Annotated in this window: 17 protein-coding genes; 15 read left to right on the forward strand and 2 right to left on the reverse strand. The window is 55.3% G+C overall.

The window, feature by feature from the left end:
• Positions 1–13 precede the first annotated feature (13 nt).
• The 14 genes from ACR8BN_RS19910 to ACR8BN_RS19975 all read left to right on the forward strand — a co-directional run bounded on the left by ACR8BN_RS19910 (position 14) and on the right by ACR8BN_RS19975 (position 15,215).
• Positions 14–1,165, forward strand: coding sequence for an amidohydrolase (locus tag ACR8BN_RS19910; RefSeq protein ID WP_434747770.1), 1,152 nt, complete (start codon positions 14–16; stop codon positions 1,163–1,165).
• 80 nt (positions 1,166–1,245) lie between these two features.
• Positions 1,246–2,559, forward strand: a complete 1,314-nt coding sequence (locus ACR8BN_RS19915; protein WP_022624348.1) for an LLM class flavin-dependent oxidoreductase — start codon at positions 1,246–1,248, stop codon at positions 2,557–2,559.
• An 11-nt stretch (positions 2,560–2,570) separates the two neighbouring features.
• Positions 2,571–3,512: an ABC transporter substrate-binding protein gene (locus tag ACR8BN_RS19920; RefSeq protein ID WP_031590717.1), complete on the forward strand. Its 942-nt coding sequence runs from the start codon at positions 2,571–2,573 to the stop codon at positions 3,510–3,512.
• A 10-nt stretch (positions 3,513–3,522) separates the two neighbouring features.
• Complete coding sequence (locus tag ACR8BN_RS19925; protein WP_031590716.1) at positions 3,523–4,041, forward strand: GNAT family N-acetyltransferase; 519 nt, start codon at positions 3,523–3,525, stop codon at positions 4,039–4,041.
• 9 nt (positions 4,042–4,050) lie between these two features.
• Entirely contained in the window at positions 4,051–4,977 is a 927-nt protein-coding gene (locus tag ACR8BN_RS19930) for an amino acid ABC transporter permease (protein ID WP_031590715.1), read from the forward strand.
• On the forward strand, positions 4,961–5,755 hold the full coding sequence (locus ACR8BN_RS19935) for an amino acid ABC transporter ATP-binding protein (protein WP_033763548.1): 795 nt from the start codon (positions 4,961–4,963) through the stop codon (positions 5,753–5,755). The genes ACR8BN_RS19930 and ACR8BN_RS19935 overlap by 17 nt, the downstream gene beginning before the upstream one ends.
• The gene (locus ACR8BN_RS19940) at positions 5,752–6,651 is read left to right on the forward strand and encodes an ABC transporter substrate-binding protein (RefSeq protein WP_064702873.1); all 900 of its coding nucleotides are present in this window, start codon (positions 5,752–5,754) and stop codon (positions 6,649–6,651) included. The genes ACR8BN_RS19935 and ACR8BN_RS19940 overlap by 4 nt, the downstream gene beginning before the upstream one ends.
• A gap of 156 nt (positions 6,652–6,807) precedes the next feature.
• On the forward strand, positions 6,808–7,368 hold the full coding sequence (locus tag ACR8BN_RS19945) for a non-canonical purine NTP pyrophosphatase (RefSeq protein WP_010247077.1): 561 nt from the start codon (positions 6,808–6,810) through the stop codon (positions 7,366–7,368).
• Entirely contained in the window at positions 7,365–8,159 is a 795-nt protein-coding gene (locus ACR8BN_RS19950) for an SIR2 family protein (protein WP_010247078.1), read from the forward strand. Before ACR8BN_RS19945 ends, ACR8BN_RS19950 begins: the two co-directional genes overlap by 4 nt.
• A gap of 158 nt (positions 8,160–8,317) precedes the next feature.
• Positions 8,318–8,659: a YebG family protein gene (locus tag ACR8BN_RS19955; protein WP_434747771.1), complete on the forward strand. Its 342-nt coding sequence runs from the start codon at positions 8,318–8,320 to the stop codon at positions 8,657–8,659.
• A gap of 806 nt (positions 8,660–9,465) precedes the next feature.
• On the forward strand, positions 9,466–10,812 hold the full coding sequence (locus tag ACR8BN_RS19960) for a carbohydrate porin (RefSeq protein ID WP_434747772.1): 1,347 nt from the start codon (positions 9,466–9,468) through the stop codon (positions 10,810–10,812).
• A 163-nt stretch (positions 10,813–10,975) separates the two neighbouring features.
• Positions 10,976–11,809: a BglG family transcription antiterminator LicT gene (gene licT, locus ACR8BN_RS19965; RefSeq protein WP_069026750.1), complete on the forward strand. Its 834-nt coding sequence runs from the start codon at positions 10,976–10,978 to the stop codon at positions 11,807–11,809.
• Between the two features lie 136 nt (positions 11,810–11,945).
• Positions 11,946–13,808, forward strand: coding sequence for a PTS beta-glucoside transporter subunit IIABC (gene bglF, locus ACR8BN_RS19970; protein ID WP_434747773.1), 1,863 nt, complete (start codon positions 11,946–11,948; stop codon positions 13,806–13,808).
• Positions 13,809–13,820: 12 nt separating this feature from the next.
• Complete coding sequence (locus ACR8BN_RS19975; RefSeq protein ID WP_434747774.1) at positions 13,821–15,215, forward strand: glycoside hydrolase family 1 protein; 1,395 nt, start codon at positions 13,821–13,823, stop codon at positions 15,213–15,215.
• A 68-nt stretch (positions 15,216–15,283) separates the two neighbouring features.
• Here ACR8BN_RS19975 and ACR8BN_RS19980 read toward each other — a convergent pair whose 3' ends face one another.
• The gene (locus tag ACR8BN_RS19980) at positions 15,284–16,411 is read right to left on the reverse strand and encodes a Fic family protein (RefSeq protein ID WP_434747775.1); all 1,128 of its coding nucleotides are present in this window, start codon (positions 16,409–16,411) and stop codon (positions 15,284–15,286) included.
• Between the two features lie 522 nt (positions 16,412–16,933).
• Between ACR8BN_RS19980 and ACR8BN_RS19985 the strand changes: the two genes are divergently transcribed.
• Positions 16,934–18,874, forward strand: a complete 1,941-nt coding sequence (locus ACR8BN_RS19985) for a methyl-accepting chemotaxis protein (RefSeq protein WP_434747776.1) — start codon at positions 16,934–16,936, stop codon at positions 18,872–18,874.
• Between the two features lie 162 nt (positions 18,875–19,036).
• On the opposite strand, the gene ACR8BN_RS19990 is transcribed toward ACR8BN_RS19985, so the two are convergent.
• Positions 19,037–20,119, reverse strand: a complete 1,083-nt coding sequence (locus tag ACR8BN_RS19990) for an ABC transporter ATP-binding protein (protein WP_031590703.1) — start codon at positions 20,117–20,119, stop codon at positions 19,037–19,039.

The raw sequence follows: 20,119 nt of genomic DNA on the forward strand, positions 1-20,119 counted from the left end.
GTGGAGAGTCATCATGAACCCTGAGTCACAACTGATTGAATGGCGACGCGAACTGCACACCTGGCCGGAGCTGTCGGGTCAGGAGTTCGCCACCACCGCGCGACTGCGGGGCTGGTTGCAGGCGGCGGGTATCCGGCTGCTGGACTATCCACTGGAAACCGGCCTGGTGGCAGAAATTGGCAGTGGAGAGACAGTGATCGCGCTGCGCGCCGACATTGATGCCCTGCCGATCCATGAGGCGAGCGGGGTGCGTTTTCACTCCCGCCACCCTGGCGTGATGCACGCCTGCGGCCACGACCTGCACAGTGCGGTCATGCTGGGCGCAGCGTTAACGCTCAACGCACAGCCCGATCTATTACCTGGCCGGGTGCGCATCCTGTTCCAGCCCGCTGAAGAGATAGCGCGCGGCGCGCGTCAGTTTATTGAGGCGGGGGTACTGGATGAGGTGCAGGCTATCTTCGGGATGCACAACGAGCCTTTACTGCCCGTCGGCACCTTTGCCACCCGCAGCGGGGCGTTCTACGCCAACGCTGACAAATTTATTATCCGCGTCACCAGCAAAGGCGCACATGCCGCGTATCCGGAGCAGGGTGTCGACAGCATTGTGACGGCCAGCCAGATTATCCAGGCGTTACAGGGGCTCACCAGCCGCAGTTTCAACGCCCTGGACAGTCTGGTACTGAGCATTACCCGCATCGACGGCGGCAAAAGCTGGAACGTATTACCCGGCGGCGTTGAGTTTGGCGGCACGGCCCGAACCCACGATTTACAGGTGCGCGCCGAACTGGAACAGCGGGTGCGCACGCTGGTTGAGCACTTCGCCGCAGCCAATGGCGCACAGGCAACCCTGAGCTGGCATCCTGGTCCGCCAGTGCTGATCAACGATGCGCACTGGGCGACCTTCAGCAGCGAAGTGGCGCAGCAGGCGGGCTATCGGGTGCAGACCGCCGATCTCCATCTGCTGGGTGAGGATTTTGCCTTCTATCTGCAACAGGTGCCGGGGGCGTTTGTCAGCATCGGCAGCGCCAGTGACTTTGGTCTGCACCATGCCAGCTTTACCCCGGATGAGGCGCTTATTGCGCCCGCCGCCGACTACTTCGCCCGACTGGCCCGCCAGGCGCTGCAACATCTTAATGCGCGATGTCGGGAAGCCATTCTGAACTGAATTCATCTGCAACCCGCTAAATCACGACGGTTCTGACCACCGTCGTCGGGCATCGCTACGACTAAAAAAGAGAGAGCATCATGACCACAAGACAACTTCGGCTGGGTACCATTCTGCATGGTGCATCGGGAAACATGTCCGCCTGGCGCCATCCGGCGGCGCAAGCCGATGCCAGTATTAATCTGGATTACGCCAAAAAAATCGCCCGCAAGGCGGAGCAGGGCAAACTCGATTTTCTGTTTGTCGCCGACGGGTTGTTTATTAACGAAAAGTCGATCCCGCACTTTCTGAATCGCTTTGAGCCACTGACGCTGCTCTCGGCGCTGGCGGGGGTCACTGAACATCTGGGGCTGGTTGGCACGGTATCGACCTCTTACAGCGAGCCGTTCACCGTGGCGCGTCAGTTTGCCAGCCTTGATCATCTCAGCGGCGGGCGTGCAGGCTGGAACGTGGTGACGTCACCGCTGGAAGGCTCGGCCAAAAACTTCTCACGCCAGCAGCACCCGGAGCACGCATTGCGTTACCGCATTGCCGATGAGTATCTGCAGGTGGTGAAAGGATTGTGGGATTCGTGGGAGCAGGATGCTTTTGTCCGTGATAAGGCGAGCGGACAATTTTTCGATCCGGCGAAGCTGCACACGCTCGATCATCACGGTGATTTCTTCCAGGTGCAGGGGCCGCTGAACATCGCCCGCACGCCGCAGGGTCGTCCGATTATCTTCCAGGCGGGCGCGTCCGACGACGGTAAAAAACTGGCGGCGCGTCATGCTGACGCCATCTTCACCCATCAGCCGACGCGTGAAGAGGCGCAGGCATTTTACCAGGATGTGAAACAGCAGCTGGTGGCGAATGGCCGTCAGCCAGACGATTTGCACATCTTCCAGGGTGTCAGCGTGATTGTTGGCGATGATGCAGAGGACGTGGAGCGCCAGTATCAGACCACGGCGGCGCTGGTGTCGATTACCGATGCGCTTAACTACCTGGGGCGTTTCTTCGACCATCACGACTTCTCTCAGTATCCGCTGGATCAGCCGTTCCCGGATATCGGTGACATCGGTCAGAACAGCTTCCGCAGCACCACCGATGAGATCAAACGCAAAGCACAGCAGCATGGGCATACCCTGCGCCAGGCCGCACTGGAAGCGGCAACGCCACGCCCGCTGTTTCACGGCACGCCGGAAGAGGTGGCGGATGGCCTGCAGCTCTGGTTTGAAACCCAGGCTACTGACGGCTTCATCATTAACGGCGGCACGCCCGATACCTTTGAACGTTTTGTCGACCGCGTAGTGCCGATTCTGCAGGCTCGCGGCCTGACGCGCCGCGATTATCCCGGCAGCACGCTACGTGACAGCTTCGCCCTGAAACAACCCGTTAATCAGTTCACCTCACAATAAGAGCACAAGCCATGAACAAAACATCGCGTCTTATCGCCCTGCTTATTCTGGCGGCCAGTAGCCATGCGCTGGCTGAAGATACCAGCGTCTCCTATAACGGCCAGCGCGTCAGCCTTGAAGCTAACAAAGCGCCGATCAATACCGTGAAGAATCCGGAGGCGATCGCGCAACTGCCTGCGGGTCACCATTTTGTGGTGCCGGGTTCCTTTACCGTGGCGGTCGCCGCGCTGAACTCCCCGCCGTTAACGGTGTTTTCCGATGACAACAAAACGCTGCTTGGCAGTGAAGTGGATATTGCCCGGCTGGTGGCTGACAGCCTGGGATTAAAACTCAACGTGGTGCCAGCGTCCTGGGAAGACTGGCCGCTGGGCGTGGCCTCGGGCAAGTATGACGCGGCGATCTCCAATATTACCGTGACCAAAGATCGTAAAGAGAAGTTTGACTTCGCTACCTATCGCAAAGATTCACTGGGCTTTTATGTCAAAACCAGCAGCCCGATAAAGTCACTGACCAAAGCAGAAGACATTGCCGGGCTGAGGATCATTGTGGGATCCGGCACCAATCAGGAGGCGATTCTGCTGGCGTGGGATAAAGAGAATCAGGCTAAAGGTCTGAAAGCCTTCACGCCGGTTTATACCAAAGATGATGCCGCACAGACGCTGGCGCTGCAGGCAGGCAGGGCCGATGCCTACTTTGGTCCCAATGTGATTGGTGCCTGGAAAGCGGCACTGACCGGTAAAACCCGTCTGGTCGGCAGCGTCGATGGCGGCTGGCCCAAAGCGGCGCACATTGCCGTTACCGTGAAGAAAGGCAGCGGTCTGGCGGAACCGATCAGCACCGCGCTGAACGGCGTGATCGGCAACGGTGACTATCAGAAGGTGCTGAACCGCTGGGGTGAAGGCGTTGAGAAGATCGATCGTTCTGAAATCAATCCCGCCGGGCTGGGCGACTAAGGAGCTGACCATGAGTGAATCGACTTTTCGCGAAGTTTCACCCGACGCGCCGGAGTTGCAACCGATCCTGGGCGGCCTGTTTGGCGAATATTCCGCACGCTATGGCGACTATTTTTCCCGTCGTAATGAGCAGGAGCAGGAGCTGACCGAATGGTATCTGCCGCCGCAGGGGCTGTTTATCGTGCTGGAGCGTGACGGAGAGATCATCGCGATGGGCGCTTACAAACCCTATGACCCGCAGACCGCCGAGCTGAAGCGCATCTGGACCCGCAGCGATCTGCGTCGTCAGGGGCTGGCGCTGGTGGTGTTACAGGAGCTGGAGCGTCGCGCCTTACAGGCGGGTTATCAGCGGCTGTTCCTTACCACCGGCTTCCGTCAGCCCGAGGCGGTGCGGCTCTATACCGGTCACGGCTATCAGCCACAGTTTGATCTCAGCGGGGATCTGGAGCGTTACGGCCAGCCGCCGCACGACGGGCGACTGCGTTTTATCAAAGTGATCGGCGTCTATAACGTTGCTGCGGCGAGTTAAGGAGTGACCATGAGCAAACATCAACATCTGCAGGTGGTGCCGGCACGCTACCCGGCACGCACCGCAGGCGCTATCGTTGCGCTGTTTATTCTGGCAGGCGTGGTACAGTCAGTGGCCTTTAATCCGCGCTGGGAATGGAGCGTGTTTGCCCGCTGGTTCTTTGATCCGGTGATCCTGCACGGTCTGGGCCAGACGCTGCTGCTGACGCTGCTGGGTACGATATTCAGTCTGTTTCTGGGCGGTCTGCTGGCGCTGGCACGTCTCTCCTCATCGTGGCTGCTGAGCACGCTGGCATGGGGTTATATCTGGCTGTTCAGGTCACTGCCGCTGATTGTGGTGCTGATCATTCTTTATAACTTCTCCTATCTCTACGACACCCTGTCTGTCGGCATTCCGTTTACCGGACTCTCCTGGGGGGCGTATCAGACGATTAACGTGCTGGGGCAGTTTCAGGCAGCTGTTATCGGTCTGACGCTGGTGCAGGCGGCCTACAGCGCGGAAATTATTCGCGGCGGGATACTCGGCGTCGATCACGGTCAGGTGGAAGCCGCGTCCGCGCTGGGTCTCTCCGCCACACGCCGCACCTTCCGCATCATTCTGCCGCAGGCGCTGCGCGCCATTATTCCCACCGCGTTCAACGAGATCATCAGTCTGGCAAAAGGCACATCCGTGGTTTATGTGCTGGCGATGCCGGAGCTGTTCTACACCATCCAGATGATCTACAACCGCAATCAGGAAGTAATCCCACTGCTGATGGTTGGTGCCGCCTGGTATCTGATTATCACCACCGTGTTGTCCGTGATTCAGTACAACGCCGAACGCTGGATGGCCCGCAGCGTCACCCGTGAACCGCAACCGTCGCGCTGGCGACAATGGCGCAACCGCGCCACGCCACTTCATCCGACCGAGGAGATCAGCCATGTCCGAAGCCATTGATTACCGCACCTCACACACTACCGGTGCCATCAGCATCACCGGCGTCAGTAAACGATTTGGTAAACATAAAGCGCTGGATGATGTATCGCTGTCACTGGCACCGGGGTCCGTCACGGTGATCCTCGGGCCGTCCGGCTCCGGTAAATCCACGCTGCTGCGCACCATCAATCATCTGGAACGGGTCGACGAAGGATTTATTCAGATTGATGGCGACTACATCGGCTATCAGCAGCGCGGCAATAAGCTGTATGAACTGAAAGAGAAGGCGATTCTGCGCCAGCGCATCAACGTCGGCTACGTGTTCCAGAACTTCAATCTGTTCCCACACCTCAGCGTGCTGGATAACCTGATTGAAGCGCCGATTGCCCATCGTCAGTTAACGAAACCGGAAGCGATACAGCGTGCGGGCGAACTGCTGGATATTGTAGGGCTGCGGCATAAAGCCGATGCGTGGCCGCGTCACCTGTCGGGCGGGCAGCAGCAGCGCATCGCGATTGCGCGTGCGCTGATGCTCAATCCACGGGTCATGCTGTTTGATGAGCCGACCTCGGCGCTGGACCCGGAACTGGTGGGCGAAGTGCTGGATGTGATTAAAAAGCTGGCGCGTTCCGGCACCACGCTGGTGATTGTGACACACGAGATCGGCTTTGCCCGTGAAGTGGCGGACAGCGTGGTCTTTATGGTGGATGGCCGGATTGTAGAGCAGGGCAGCACCACCCAGGTGCTCAATAATCCGCGTCATGAGCGCACACGACGGTTTCTGGCGCGCGTGTTATGAGGGCATTAACGTTAACGGTTCTGACGCTGCTTCCGGCGCTGGCCTGTTCTGCGGCTGAGAAGCTCGATGTCCTGCACAACGAGACGCCGATTCATGCACCGGCCAATCCGCAGGCTATCGGTAAAATTCCGGCCAATTACCGCTTTATCGAACCGGGCACCCTGACGGTCGCCACCTCGGCGACCAACTCGCCGCCGCTGTCGCTGCTGGCGTCTGACAACGTCACGCGGATCGGCAGCGATCCCGATATCGCCAGACTCCTTGCTGATAGCCTGGGCCTGAAACTCAGACTGGTTCCGGCTTCCTGGGAGGACTGGCCACTGGGCATCAGCGCCGGGCGCTATGATGTTGCGATGTTCAATATTGCCGTGACCGAAGAGCGTAAGAAGAAGTTCGATTTTGCGACGTATCGCGCCGACAACCATGCTTTTGCGGTGAAAAGCGACAGTAATATCAGCAAAATTAATAGTCCGGCAGATATTGCCGGTAAGCGGATTATCGTCGCCTCGGGCACCAATCAGGAGCGTATTTTACTGAGCTGGGATGAGCAGAACCGGGCTAAAGGTCTGCCTGCGGTAACGCCGGTTTACCTTACCGATGATGCCTCCGCGACGCTGACGCTGCTGTCGGGACGGGCAGATGCGATGTTTGGCCCTCACTCGATGGCGGCCTGGAAAGTGGCGTCACGCGGACAGACAAAGCTGGTTGGCAGCGGACCGTTTCGCGCCTGGGTCGCCGTGACTACCAAAAAGGGCAATGGCCTGGCACCCGCGCTGCAGGCTGCGCTGGATGGCACCATCGCAGGCGGACAGTACCAGCAGGTGCTGGCACGCTGGGGCGAACAGGATGAAGCCATCACTCAGTCCACGGTGAATCCACCCGGTATTGTTTACTGAGTCTGCAGAACCGGCCGCAGCAGGCGGGCCGGTTCTGCGCACTTCAACCTGATGAGCACAGAATTGAACTACACTCTCCAGCGTTAGTGATTTATCCTGCCCGCCTGTTTCCGTAAAATCCTCACTGCGTGGCGGAGTAATTGACCTGGAAGCCCCATGAAAATCAGATTCCTTTCTGCCAATGAGCAAAAGCTGGCGGAGGTGCGCAAAATACTCGAACCTGTCGGGGTCGAAGTTCTGCCCATCGCCCGTCGCATCGAAGAAATTCAGACTGAAAACGAACTCGACCTGGTACGCGACAAACTGACCAAAGCCTTTTCGCTGATTGGGCGACCGCTGTTTGTAGAGCATACCGGCCTCTATCTGGACGGCCTCAATGGTCTGCCCGCCGGCCTGACCCGCATCTTCTGGAACCGCCTGGACGCTGAGCGCTTTACCGCGCTGGTGCAGGGGCTCGACAGCCAGGCCGTGACGGCCAAAACGGTGCTTGGCTACTGCGATGGTCGCAAAATGTACCAGTTTTCGGGTGAACTGCGCGGCACCATCGCCGCGAAACCTGCCGGAACGCGCGGCTTTCAGTGGGACTGCGTCTTTATTCCCGAAGGCTATGAGCAGACGTTTGCTGAAATGGGCGAACTCAAGAATGAGATCTCGATGCGGCGTATCGCGCTGGATCGCTTCGCCACCTTTTTAAAAACCTCGCGGGGCATGGCATGAAACCTGAACTCAAACGCGCCTATGATTCCGGCAAACTGATTCTGTTTGCCGGTGCCGGTATTTCGCGCAATTTTGGCCTGCCCGAGTGGCATGAACTGATTGCGCATCTTGCTAATGAGCTGGGTTACGATCCAAAAATCTTTAATACCTATGGCACGCACCTGTCGCTGGCGGAGTATTACAAACAGAAAAAAGGCTCGCTTGGACCGCTGCGCAGCTGGATGGATCGCGAATGGCATCGCCCCGATATTGATGTCCGCTCTTCTGAAATTCATACCATGATTACGCAGGGTAACTTCTCGCGTATCTACACCACCAATTACGATCGCTGGCTGGAAGCGGCGCATGAAGCGCACGGCGTACCCTATTACAAAGTGGCCAACGCCGCGGACCTGGTCTCTCTCACCGAAGATAAGCGTCACATCATCAAGCTGCACGGTGATTTTGATGATGACACCTCAATCGTGCTCGATGAGAGCAGCTATTTTGAACGCCTCTATTTTGATTCGCCGCTCGACATCAAACTGACTCACGATGTGATGGGCAACTCAGTGCTGTTTGTCGGCTACAGCATTAGTGATTTCAATATTCGCCTGCTGTTTTATCGTCTGACCAAGATGTGGGGCCGCACCGGGCTGGCAACCGCCCGGCCAAAATCGTACCTGTTCACTAACCGGAACAACCCGGTGGCTAAAGAAGTGCTGGGGCAGTGGGGGATCGAGGTGATCGTCTCGGAAGAGGACGATCCCCGTAAGGCGCTGGCGATGTTTCTTGAAGAGCTGCTGGTGTAGTCGCCCGACCTCGCGACGGAGAATGCGTCAGGAAAAATGAAAAAAGCCTGTGCCAGGATAAGGTTAGCCCGCGCACAACCGATAAACTCTATTCTCTGCTGGCAAAGCATGACCGGCATGATATACTGTATGTATACACAGTACCTGAGGGCGAAAAGATGGCTGTTGAAACAAAATTTGTAGTAGTCAGAAAGGGTGAAGAGAAGATGACGTTTGCCAATAAGAAAGAGGCCGATGCCTACGACAAAATGCTCGATATGGCCGAAGCCTTCACCGACTGGCTGTTACAGCATCAACCTGTAATGGAAGAATCTCAGGCGGAAACGCTGGGCCTGCTGATTGCAGAGCAGAAAGATGCGGTTCAGCATATTCTGCGTACCAGCAAACTGCCGGAAGCGGCAGCAGCCGTCTCTCAGCCAGAAGCTGTGTCAGACGATGGCATAGCTGAGCAGTCAGAAGAGCCTCCTGTAAAGAAAGTACGCGCCGTTAAAGCCGCGTAACTGCCCCAACGCCGGAAGCGAACCTTCCGGCGTTGCTGTTTCTGAATAGCGGTTTGAGCTGTTCTCCTGCTAACCTGGCTATAGATCGTTTTTCTTCCCGGCATTTTATCCTGCACAACTGCCTGCGATTTTTCCAGTATGTCATTATGACCCTGAAGTTTTAATCCTCCTGTTCTGTATCAACTTTAACGTCTCTGGCAATCATCTCGCTGGTCGTCATAGAATAAACCGGAAAAAAATAAGCCAATTATACTGCCTGCACTTATCTCTCTGACCTGAAGTTAAAGGCAATAATATTCATTTCATGCCAGTTAGCTCTGAAGCGTCACTGTCTCAGATATTATCATTTCCTTTTTTGACACTATCTAATGCTTTTCATTAAATTCGTTAGTGAGAAAGGTTATCTGACTTGCAGTTATTAATGCTAATGCGCGTGGTGAAATAATGATTGCTGTGAGGGGGGAGGGAATGATCGTCACCATTAAGCGTTAATTAGCTCACACTTTATGAAAATATAAATTTCAGCACTACTCAATATCAAAAGGCAGTGATAGAGTGGCCCTGTTTTCAGCGAAGGGTTGTTACTGGACAACAGGCAAAACCTAAGCGTTCCACGATGTTTACCGTTGTGGAGCGCTTAGGTTTTTTTTTGCCTTAGATTTACTCTTTTTGGGCGCAGTATATTGATAATAAATGGAAATTTAATCGACTGGTTCAGGGTGGGTAAATTATGCATTTGATGACAGGAGACTTGACACTCTCTTGCGAGCTGTTACGCAATTAAAATTAAAGAACAGGTTGCTAAAATGAAAATTAAAAGCATGCTGTGCGCGAGTGCATTATTAATCTTTTCACCTTTATCGATAGCGCAGGAATGGAACGGAAAAGCATTAGGGTTCGAATCCCCGCCAGATCCTATTCTGGGTGAAATGTCTGGCCTGCGTAAAATGCTTAATGATAATGGGTTTGCCTATAACCTGGGCTACCTGAATGAAATTGGCTGGAATGGCGGCGGTGGATACAATCACGACTCACACGTTGCCTATATCGATCAGTTCGCATTAACGTTTAATCAGGATTTGTCGCGCTGGACGCATATTCCCGATGCGCGTATCGAAGCGAATATCGTAAACCGTAATCACAACGACGATCTGACCACCCGACGCGTGCAGGATCCTCGGGTGAATTTTAACGATCTCACACAGGAGAGCTGGGGTGGGCAATCTATTACCCGGCTGGGCTGGCTTACCTTTGCTCGCAGTTTCGATGAGCGGCGTATGACATGGCGTATCGGAATGATGAACAAGGTTCAGACATTCGATCAGATCATACCCTGTGACTTCCAGATGCTTTCGCAGTGTGGCGGAAAATCCGCTAACTCACTGACCTGGAACAACTGGAACGTGCACACGTGGGGAACCACGCTCGAATACCGGTTAACGCCGACTGTAACGTTAAAAGGCGGTGTAATGGAGCAGAATCCCGATGCTTCCAGTCGTCATCACGCCTGGAGTGGCTCCACCAGGGGCAGCAAAGGCGTATTGCTGCCGATGGAAATCGAAGCCCGCCCGGTCATTAACGGTCTGCCTGGTGCCTATAATCTGGGCGTGATATTCACCAACGCCCCGCAAACAGACCTCTATCGCGGTAAGTCTGGCGGCGCAGGGGCAAGTGACCCCAGCGGTTATGATCACCATAACCGAACATGGTTTCTTTACGCCGGTCTTAACCAGCAGTTGACGCATCATCAGCATGACGCGAGTCGCGGATTAAGTACATCCTTCAGCATGAGCCTGGCCGATCAGCGCACTAACTATATGCATTCGGTCTATGCGGCTTCGCTTCGCTATCGGGGTCTGTTTGACGCCCGTCCTGAGGACTGGATAGGCGTTGGCCTGACCTGGACGGTTATGAGCAGTCAGTATGCGCGTAACCAGCGCTATATAAATATGAACAGGGGCGTTTCTGATTATAACGATGCTGCTTATCATCCTGTTCCTGGTCATTCGCTTAATGGTGAATTCTATTACCGATTCCGTCCCTTTTCCTGGCTGGAACTGCAACCCGGGCTTCAGTACTGGCATCGTCCAGCGGGTATCACCCATACGCAGGATGCCTGGGTGACTGAACTCAAAACGGTGGTTACTTTTTAAGTTAATAAGAGGATTTCGATCGCTGTCACGCTTTTTGCCCTGACAGATTGAGGTCACGACGAAAACTGATAGAGTGCCCGAACTGGATTGTTACTGCTTAGGCAGGCAAAACCTGACTTCTGGCCTCTGTCGGATGTCAGGTTTTTTTGTTTCTGGGGTTCCGATGAAAATCGCCAAAATTCTTAATAACAACGTGGTGATGGTTCAGGATGAGCAGGGACGCGAGCAGGTCGTGATGGGGCGTGGACTGGCCTTCCAGAAGCGTATCGGTGACAGTCTCAACGCGGCGCACATTGAGAAGGTATTCGCGCTGCAAAGTGATTTGCTGGTACGTCGGCTTGAGGAGTTGTTACACCAGATCCCTCCTGAAGTGATGACCACCTGCGACCGCATTATTGATCTTGCAGCACAACGTCTGGGGAAATTGCAGGAGAGCCTGTATATCACGTTGACTGACCACTGCTACTTTGCCATTGAACGGCAGAATAAAGGCCTGGCGATTAAAAATGTGTTGCTGTGGGATATCAAACGCCTCTATCCCAAAGAGTTCGAACTGGGTCAGGAGGCCAGGGCTATCATTTTACGTCGTCTGAATGTCGAACTGGCTGAGGATGAAGCCGGGTTTATCGCGCTGCATCTGGTGACGGCGCAGCTCAATAATGAAATGCCGGAAGTGATGCATGTCACCCGGGTTATGCAGGAGATTCTGCAACTGGTGAAGTATCAATTGCAGCTGGAGTACAATGAATCGTCGCTGAGTTACCAGCGCTTTGTCACCCATCTGAAGTTTTTTGCTCAGCGGATGCTGACGCGTACCGTGGTAGACGATGACGATGTGTCGCTGCATGCAGCTGTAAAAGATAACTATCCCAAAGCCTGGAAATGTGCGGTGAAAATCGCGCAGCATCTGCAACAAAGCTATCAGCGTGAGCTGACCGCGGAAGAGATCATGTTTCTCGCCATTCATATCGAACGGGTAAGAAAAGAGGGGCAATAAGCTCCATAAACTGGATTGTTACTGCTTAACGCAGGCAAAACCTGAGCGCGGCTTCTGAAAGGAGGAAGTTCTCAGGTTTTTTCATTTTTGGCTCAGTTAACTGATGTCCTCAGGCATCGGTTGTAAGGAAATCGAGATGGAATATCACACGCTGGCGCAGGATATCCTCAGCCATATCGGTGGCCGGGAGAACATCGTAAGTCTGGTTCATTGTGCCACCCGGTTGCGCTTCAAACTGAAAGACAACCATAAAGCCGATGCTGAAGGACTGAAGAAAAATCCGGGTGTCATTATGGTCGTTGAAAGCGGTGGGCAGTTTCAGGTAGTGATTGGCAACCACGTTCACGATGTCTGGCTGGCAGTACGTACTGAAGCGGGCCTGACTGAGGAACCCTCTTCAGTGAAAGAAGAGGATGCGGTCGCGGGTAATCTTTTGAGTCGCCTGATCGACATTGTGTCCGGCATTTTTACCCCGTTTATTGGCGTTCTTGCCGCCTCCGGTATTCTTAAAGGTTTACTGGCGCTGGCCGTGGTCTGTGGCTGGCTTTCTGTTCAAAGTGGAACGTATAAAATCTGGTTTGCGGCAAGTGATGCCCTGTTTTTCTTCTTTCCACTGGTGCTGGGCTACACCGCGGGCAAAAAATTTGGCGGTAATCCCTTTATTACCATGGTCATTGGCGGGGCGCTGACCCATCCGACGATGATTGCAGCTTTTAATGCCAGCCAGCAATCCGTTGCCATAACGGACGCGTTTCTCGGCATTCCTGTGACCTGGTTTAATTACAGTGCGTCCGTTATCCCGATTATTCTCGCCGCGTGGGTAAGTTGCTGGCTGGAAAAGCAGAGCAGCCGGCGACTTCCGGCATCCATGAAAAACTTTTTTGCGCCACTGATCTGCCTGAGCGTCACTGTACCGCTGACCTTTCTGGTGATTGGCCCACTGGCCACGGGCTTAAGTCAGATGCTGGCGAACGGCTACCAGTGGATTTATGCGCTGGCACCCTGGCTGGCTGGCGCCGCACTGGGCGCGTTGTGGCAGGTCTGTGTGATTTTTGGTTTGCACTGGGGACTGGTGCCACTGATGATCAACAATCTTGCCGTACTGGGGCATGACTCAATGCTGCCCATGCTGTTGCCTGCTGTCATGGGCCAGGTTGGCGCGGCGCTGGGGGTGTTTCTGCGTAGTCGGGATGCGCGGCAGAAGATGCTGGCGGGTTCATCCGTGACAGCAGGGATCTTTGGTATCACTGAACCGGCCGTCTATGGCGTTAATCTGCCGCTGCGCCGTCCCTTTATCTTTGGCTGTGTGGCGGGCGCTATCGGCGGTGCTATTGTTGGCTTCAGTAGCACCCACGTTTATTCATTTGGCTTTGCCAACATTTTTACCATCGCCCAGATGATCCCGCCTGGCGGTGTTGATTCAACCTTATGGGGCGGTATTGCCGGGACGCTAGTGGCGTTGATACTGAGTTGCGGCATGACGCTGGTAGCGGGTATGCCCCGTAAAAGTACGCCAGACGCAGTGAGCCCGGTTATCCCAGGCGAAGATGACATTCTGTCACCGATGACAGGCACCGTACTGGCGCTTGGTCAGATTCCCGATCCGACTTTTGCCAGTGGCTTGCTGGGCAAGGGCGCGGCCATCATACCTTCGGATAATAAAGTCATTGCACCCTTCGCTGGTGAGGTTGCCTCCCTGTTTCAGACCCGACACGCCATAGGACTGCTGAGTCACAGCGGGGTTGAGCTGTTGATCCATGTGGGTATCGATACCGTCCGTCTCGGCGGCAAACCTTTCACGGCACATGTAAAAGTGGGCGACACGTTCAGTGCCGGCGATCTGCTGATGGAGTTTGATCGTCAGGCCATTCTTGATGCCGGATATGACCTGGCAACACCGATCATTATCACTAACAGCGATGAGTATCCTGAGGTGATGACTGTAGCAGGGACCGCGGTCACTGCAGGTACGCCTTTACTCAGCGTCACTCGTCAATAAAAGGAGAACAGGATGAAAACTTTCCCGGATTCATTTTTATGGGGCGGTGCTGTTGCCGCTAATCAGGTTGAAGGCGCATGGCGTGAAGAGGGCAAAGGCCTCTCAACCTCCGACGTTCAGCCACAGGGAATCTTTGGCCCGGTATCGGAGCGCGTTGAGGGCAGCAAAAGCCTCAAAGATCTCGCGATCGACTTTTACCACCGCTACCCGGACGATATCAGGCTGTTTGCAGAGATGGGGTTCAGCTGTCTGCGGGTTTCAATCGCCTGGACGCGCATATTCCCGAACGGTGACGAGCAACAGCCCAACGAGGCTGGTCTGGCCTTTTATGACCGGTTATTCGATGAGCTTGCCGCACATCACATCACTCCACTTGTTACGTTGTCACATTATGAGATGCCCTGGCACCTGGTGAAGCAGTATGGTGGCTGGGGTAACCGTCAGGTGATTGGCTTCTTTGAGCATTATGCCCGCACGGTGTTTGCCCGCTACAGGAAGAAAGTCAGACTCTGGCTGACCTTTAACGAAATTAACATGTCTCTGCATGCGCCGATGACCGGCGTGGGTCTGCCGGAAACCAGCAGCAAAGGTGAGGTGTATCAGGCGATTCATCATCAACTGGTCGCCAGTGCGCTGGCGGTGAAAGCCTGCCGCGAGATTAACCCGGACGCCAGCATTGGCAATATGCTGCTGGGAGGGCTGGTCTATCCACTCAGTTGTAAGCCTGATGATGTGCTGGAAGCGCTGCAGGAGAACCGGAAATGGCAATTTTTTGGCGATGTTCAGTGCCGTGGTGTTTATCCGGGCTATATGTTGCGGTTCTTTCGTGAGAATAATATTCAGCTGGATATCACGGATGCCGATCGTCAGATACTTCAGTCGACCGTCGATTTTATCTCGTTCAGCTATTACATGTCCGGCTGCGTGACCGCCGATGAGGCGCTGAATCAGCAGATGCGGGGTAACATTCTGAGCATGGTGCCCAATCCTCATCTGCAGTGTTCTGAATGGGGCTGGCAGATTGACCCGGTGGGCCTGCGGACCTTGCTGAATATGCTGTGGGATCGTTATCAGAAGCCGCTATTTATTGTTGAGAATGGACTGGGCGCCAAAGACATACCGGATGCAACTGGCGTCGTGCAGGATGACTATCGCATCAGCTACCTCAACGATCATCTGGTTCAGGTGCGTGAGGCCATTGACGATGGCGTGGAGGTCATGGGTTATACCAGCTGGGGGCCTATCGATCTTGTCAGCGCATCAAAAGCCGAATTGTCTAAGCGTTACGGTTTTATTTATGTTGACCGTGATGACAGTGGGGAAGGTTCGCTGGCCCGCAGCCGTAAGAAAAGCTTTTACTGGTATAAAGAGGTCATTGCGACCAACGGGGCTTCACTTAAAGGGTAATTTCCGCGCTCGGGAGTACATCGCGGCGACAGTGATGTACTCCCGGTCAGCAGTCAAAACAGCCCGGCTCAGGGCGTCTCGCGGTTGTTAACCTGATAGCGGGTACTCCTGCCTCCGCCTTCGAGCCGGTAAAGGCAGCCTTTTTCAACCAGATCGGCCAGATGACGGGTCGCGGTTGCTTTACTCACTTTGGCGACCTTCTGATACTGGCTGGCGCTGATCCCCAGTTCGAAACCCTGCTCGCCGCCATCCAGCAGCCGGTTCAGCACTTTCACCTGTTCCGGACTCAACCCCATCCCCTGATGCCGCAGCCAGAAACGCGCTTTCATCTGAGTGCGATCGATGACGTTCATCGCCTGTTGCAGACTCTCATCCAGGATATCAAGAAACCACACCAGCCAGTGGGTGATATCCAGGTCACCTTTCTGCGTCTGCTCAAGGATGCGGTAATAACCGGCACGCTGCGTCAGAATGGCGGGTGACATGGCATACAGCCGGATGCTCTGACTGTCGGCCTGCGCCAGCGCCAGATCGGTTAACGCACGCGTGATACGACCATTGCCATCATCAAAAGGGTGCAGGGTGACAAACCAGAGATGGCAGATGGCGGCGCGCAGTAACGGGTCCAGCATCACATCATGCTGACTGCTGTTGAACCACTCAATAAACTGGTTCAGTTGCGGCTCCAGCCCCTGTCGCGGCGGCGCTTCAAAATGCACCGTGGGACGATCGATGCGACCTGAGATGACCTGCATCGGCTCACTGCCGCGCAGCATGCCGACGCTCAGGCGCTGCACCGTCCACTCATCGGCGGGGAAAAGCCAGCGGTGCCACTGACAGAGACGCTCAGGCGTCAGCGGCTGGCTGCGGTTATTGATGGCATCGAGCATCATGGCGGCCAGGCCTTCTGAACGATCAGAGACCGGATAGGGTTGCTCTTCCGTCACGCCTAACCGACGCGCCAGCGATGAGCGGACCGATTGCACATTGACCCGCTCCTCTTCAATCGCGGAAGAGGAGAGGATATTACTCAGCAGGGTATCCAGCGTCTGGGTTTCACTGTCTGAATGCAGGCTGGCACGTCCCAGCAGCAATCCGCGCTGCTGCTGCAGATGGCGCAGGCGCGGTAACAGCACGGCGTCCTGCCACTGAAAATGGGGCCAGTCCGGCTGTTGCCAGATCCAGGTAACACTCATAATCGGCTCACGCTGAGGATGGATGAGCCGAATAAAAGAGGCTATTCGGCTCACGGAATGAGTCGATAATAGCGAATATTTGGCTCACAGGCCAACCCGGCGGAAGTGAGGGCAAAAAAAAGGACCCGAAGGTCCTGTTTGCTTAGCGGGAGAACTGCATAAAGGTGTCTGAATAGTAGTGAACGATCCAGGCGACATATGCCAGCCAGACAACCATCCCAACAGCTAATCCTGATTTACCGATCATTGTTCTATCTCCACTGCGATAAGGGGGCTACAGCAACTGTTGACATAAACTGACAGTAATAGCGTCCGGCAATATTGTTGCAGATCAAAAAAAGGCCGTTCATTCGCAGCGCCATTTTCCCTTTGCGATCAACTTCCCGTAATCACGCACTCTGAGACCCCTGTCACGGCGAGATCACGCCCATTAAAGTTCAAAAAAACGCCGCCGATAGATGATCTCAGGAGCACCATAACTACAAGGAGGTATTGAACCAGGTAAATTTCAGGGGAAGCACTATGGTCAGTCAGTTAACACATAAGAAAAGAATGAGTACCCGTGCCCAGATGCTGATCATGGGTGGTTTAACGATAGTGCTGGGATTTACCGTGACTATTGGGGTTCTCAGCTGGCAATCGGGCAAAGAACAGAAAGAACTGGCCGAACAATATCTGCAGCAGATTGCGCAGAGCCGTGCCTTACAGGTGCAGCAGGAATTGAGCCATGCACGTGATGTTGCCAGTCATCTCGGACAAAGTCTGATTGCCTTGCCCCACGTCGGTATTACCGATCGCAAAGCGGCTGATAAGGTGATGGAGTATGCGCTGCGTGCTAACCCTGACTATCTGTCGATGTCAGTGATATTTGAACAGAACGCGTTTGATGGCCGTGATGCCGAGTTCGCTTTACAGCCAGGTCAGGCACCGCAGGGCCGCTATGCCTTTTTTGTCGATCGTGACGCGTCAGGTACTTACTCGATGCATCCGCTGCTCTCCTATCTGACACCGGGTCAGGGCGATTACTATCTGATCCCGCAAAAAACACAAAAAGATACGCTCACCGAACCCTATAGCTATGCCTATAACGGCGTACCGACGTTGCTCACCTCCGTCGCCGCCGCGATTATCGATCAGGGCACCTTAAAGGCGATCGTTACCTCTGACATTTCACTGGCATCACTGCAACAGAAAGTGAATCAGATCAAACCCTGGCAGGGAAGCGGCTATGCGCTGCTGCTTTCAGGGGCTGGGAATGTGGTCTCTTCGCCGGTGAAAGATGAAGCCGGGAAGCCCTGGAAAGGCGAAAAAGAGGGTTTTACGTCGAAAGTCGTCCAGCGATTTGATGCCGTGCTGGGTGAAGACGCTTTAGTCACCTGGCAGCCGGTGGTGATTGGTAACAGCGACAAACCCTGGTATCTCGGCGTCGTGGCGCCGGTCAGTCAGGTGATGGCCGCCTCAAACCGGCAACTGATGTGGGCGGTGATCCTGATGGTTGTGAGCGTTCTGCTGGTCGGCGCGGTGCTGGGCATGCTGTTCAGCCGTAAAGTGCTGCGTCCGATTGGCGGCGAGCCGGTTGAAGCGGCGCATATTGCGCTGGCCGTTGCCGATGGCAAACTGGATAACCGGATCGCGGTGAAAAGCGGTGATAGCAGCAGCCTGTTCTTTGCGCTTCACACCATGCAAAGTCAGCTCCGGCAGATTGTCGGGCAGATTAAAGATTCCAGTGAATCGGTACGCCAGGGAGCGGGCGAAATTGCCAGCGGCAACCTCAATCTGGCGTCCCGCACCGAACAACAGGCCGCCGCGCTGGAGCAGACCGCAGCCAGCATGGAGCAGATCAGCGCCACGATTCGGCTGAATGCCGATAACGCGCAGCAGGCGACCAGCCTGACTGAAAACGCTACCCACATCGCCAGTCGTGGTGCCTCGCTGGTGGGTGAGGTGGTGCAGACCATGGCGCAGATCGATGACAGTTCGAAAAAGATCGGCGACATTACCACCATGATCAACAGCATTGCCTTCCAGACCAATATTCTGGCGCTGAACGCGGCGGTGGAGGCTGCACGTGCCGGTGAGCAGGGACGCGGTTTTGCCGTGGTGGCTTCTGAAGTGCGTAATCTGGCCCAGCGCAGCGCGAACGCGGTGAAAGAGATCGGCGCACTGATTGAAGAGTCGAGCGTGCGGGTCGAGAGCGGCGTCCGGCTGGTGAACGATGCCGGTAAAACCATGCAGGAGATGATGCAGGCGGTAAATTCGGTGCAGGGCATTATCGGTGAGATTGTCACAGCATCAAGCGAACAGGCGCGTGGCATCAGCCAGGTAACGATTGCCGTCAATGAAATGGATGGTGTCACCCAGCAGAACGCCGCGCTGGTGCAGCAGATGTCGGCTGCCGCCAGTTCGCTGGGAGATCAGGCGCAGCAGCTGTCACAGACGGTGGAGCAGTTTCATCTGGCGTAAGGAGGCGGCTCAGGGAGCATACGCCTTACGCAAAGACGCAAAAGCGCCATCCGTGGCGGCTCAACGCGGGCCATCCCTGGCCCGCGATGCTTTGCTACAGGCGTTTGCTCCCATCGCTTAAAGCGGTTTTGCCGCCTGCATTCAGTGCTGACTTCAGATTAATCACTGCTCCGTCAGCCGCACACCGCTGCTGGCATCAAACAAGTGCATTTTATCCGGATTAACGGTCACCGGCAGCGTGCCGCCAGGCACGGCATCGCTACGGCCGGTCAGTTGCATATGCAGCGGGAAACCCTGCCAGTTCAGATGTAACAGGGTCGATTCGCCGGTGATCTCAACAATATTGACCGCCGCCGGTTGCCCGCTGGCATCAAAAATCAGATCGTGCGGACGTACGCCAAGCGTGACCGGCTGATCGGCCTGCTGCTGTGCCGCACTGTGCCAGCGACGCGGCAACGGCAGCCACTGCTCGCCACAGCAGACGCCAGGCAGCCCATCGCGTGTCTGGAAACGGGCATCCAGCAGATTCATCGGTGGTGACCCGATAAACCGCGCCACGAAGGTGTTTACCGGGCGGTCATAAATCGCCAGCGGCGCACCCTGTTGCACAATGACTCCTTCTTTCATCACCACAATCTGATCCGCCAGCGTCATCGCCTCAACCTGATCGTGGGTAACATAGACCATGGTGGTTTTGAAACGCTGATGCAGCGACTTAATCTCGGCCCGCAGCTCCATGCGTAACTGCGCATCAAGATTTGAGAGCGGCTCATCAAACAGAAACACCTGCGGATTGCGCACCATGGCGCGGCCCATCGCCACGCGCTGCCGCTGTCCCCCTGACAACGCCCGGGGATAACGCTGCAGCAGCTGATCGATGCCGAGAATGCCGGCAATGCGGGCGATTTTGCTTTTTTGCTCCTCGCGCTTCACTTTTTTCACCTGCATGTGAAACGCCAGATTCTCCGCAACGGTGAGATGCGGATAGAGCGCATAGCTCTGAAACACCATGGCGATATCCCGGTCAGCAGGATCGAGATCGTTAATCTGTTTTTTATCCAGCATGATCGCCCCGTCAGAGACGGTATCCAGACCGGCAAGCAGCCGCAGCAGGGTTGATTTGCCGCAGCCGGAGGGGCCGACCAGCACAGTGAAACTGCCATCAGGGATGGTTAAATCCAGCGGGTGCAGCACGCTCTGTTTACCGTAGCGCTTCGCCACCTGTACAAGTTCAACACTGGCCAT

Source organism: Pantoea sp. Lu_F5_004 (assembly GCF_051136245.1).
GTDB lineage: Bacteria > Pseudomonadota > Gammaproteobacteria > Enterobacterales > Enterobacteriaceae > Pantoea > Pantoea agglomerans.

What these genes read in the sequence shown, in the direction of transcription:
- ACR8BN_RS19910 (WP_434747770.1), top strand. Translation starts at nt 14, where the DNA reads ATGAACCCTGAGTCACAACTGATTGAATGGCGACGCGAACTGCACACC.
- ACR8BN_RS19915 (WP_022624348.1), top strand. Translation starts at nt 1,246, where the DNA reads ATGACCACAAGACAACTTCGGCTGGGTACCATTCTGCATGGTGCATCG.
- ACR8BN_RS19920 (WP_031590717.1), top strand. Translation starts at nt 2,571, where the DNA reads ATGAACAAAACATCGCGTCTTATCGCCCTGCTTATTCTGGCGGCCAGT.
- ACR8BN_RS19925 (WP_031590716.1), top strand. Translation starts at nt 3,523, where the DNA reads ATGAGTGAATCGACTTTTCGCGAAGTTTCACCCGACGCGCCGGAGTTG.
- ACR8BN_RS19930 (WP_031590715.1), top strand. Translation starts at nt 4,051, where the DNA reads ATGAGCAAACATCAACATCTGCAGGTGGTGCCGGCACGCTACCCGGCA.
- ACR8BN_RS19935 (WP_033763548.1), top strand. Translation starts at nt 4,961, where the DNA reads ATGTCCGAAGCCATTGATTACCGCACCTCACACACTACCGGTGCCATC.
- ACR8BN_RS19940 (WP_064702873.1), top strand. Translation starts at nt 5,752, where the DNA reads ATGAGGGCATTAACGTTAACGGTTCTGACGCTGCTTCCGGCGCTGGCC.
- ACR8BN_RS19945 (WP_010247077.1), top strand. Translation starts at nt 6,808, where the DNA reads ATGAAAATCAGATTCCTTTCTGCCAATGAGCAAAAGCTGGCGGAGGTG.
- ACR8BN_RS19950 (WP_010247078.1), top strand. Translation starts at nt 7,365, where the DNA reads ATGAAACCTGAACTCAAACGCGCCTATGATTCCGGCAAACTGATTCTG.
- ACR8BN_RS19955 (WP_434747771.1), top strand. Translation starts at nt 8,318, where the DNA reads ATGGCTGTTGAAACAAAATTTGTAGTAGTCAGAAAGGGTGAAGAGAAG.
- ACR8BN_RS19960 (WP_434747772.1), top strand. Translation starts at nt 9,466, where the DNA reads ATGAAAATTAAAAGCATGCTGTGCGCGAGTGCATTATTAATCTTTTCA.
- licT (WP_069026750.1), top strand. Translation starts at nt 10,976, where the DNA reads ATGAAAATCGCCAAAATTCTTAATAACAACGTGGTGATGGTTCAGGAT.
- bglF (WP_434747773.1), top strand. Translation starts at nt 11,946, where the DNA reads ATGGAATATCACACGCTGGCGCAGGATATCCTCAGCCATATCGGTGGC.
- ACR8BN_RS19975 (WP_434747774.1), top strand. Translation starts at nt 13,821, where the DNA reads ATGAAAACTTTCCCGGATTCATTTTTATGGGGCGGTGCTGTTGCCGCT.
- ACR8BN_RS19980 (WP_434747775.1), bottom strand. Translation starts at nt 16,411, where the DNA reads ATGAGTGTTACCTGGATCTGGCAACAGCCGGACTGGCCCCATTTTCAG.
- ACR8BN_RS19985 (WP_434747776.1), top strand. Translation starts at nt 16,934, where the DNA reads ATGGTCAGTCAGTTAACACATAAGAAAAGAATGAGTACCCGTGCCCAG.
- ACR8BN_RS19990 (WP_031590703.1), bottom strand. Translation starts at nt 20,119, where the DNA reads ATGGCCAGTGTTGAACTTGTACAGGTGGCGAAGCGCTACGGTAAACAG.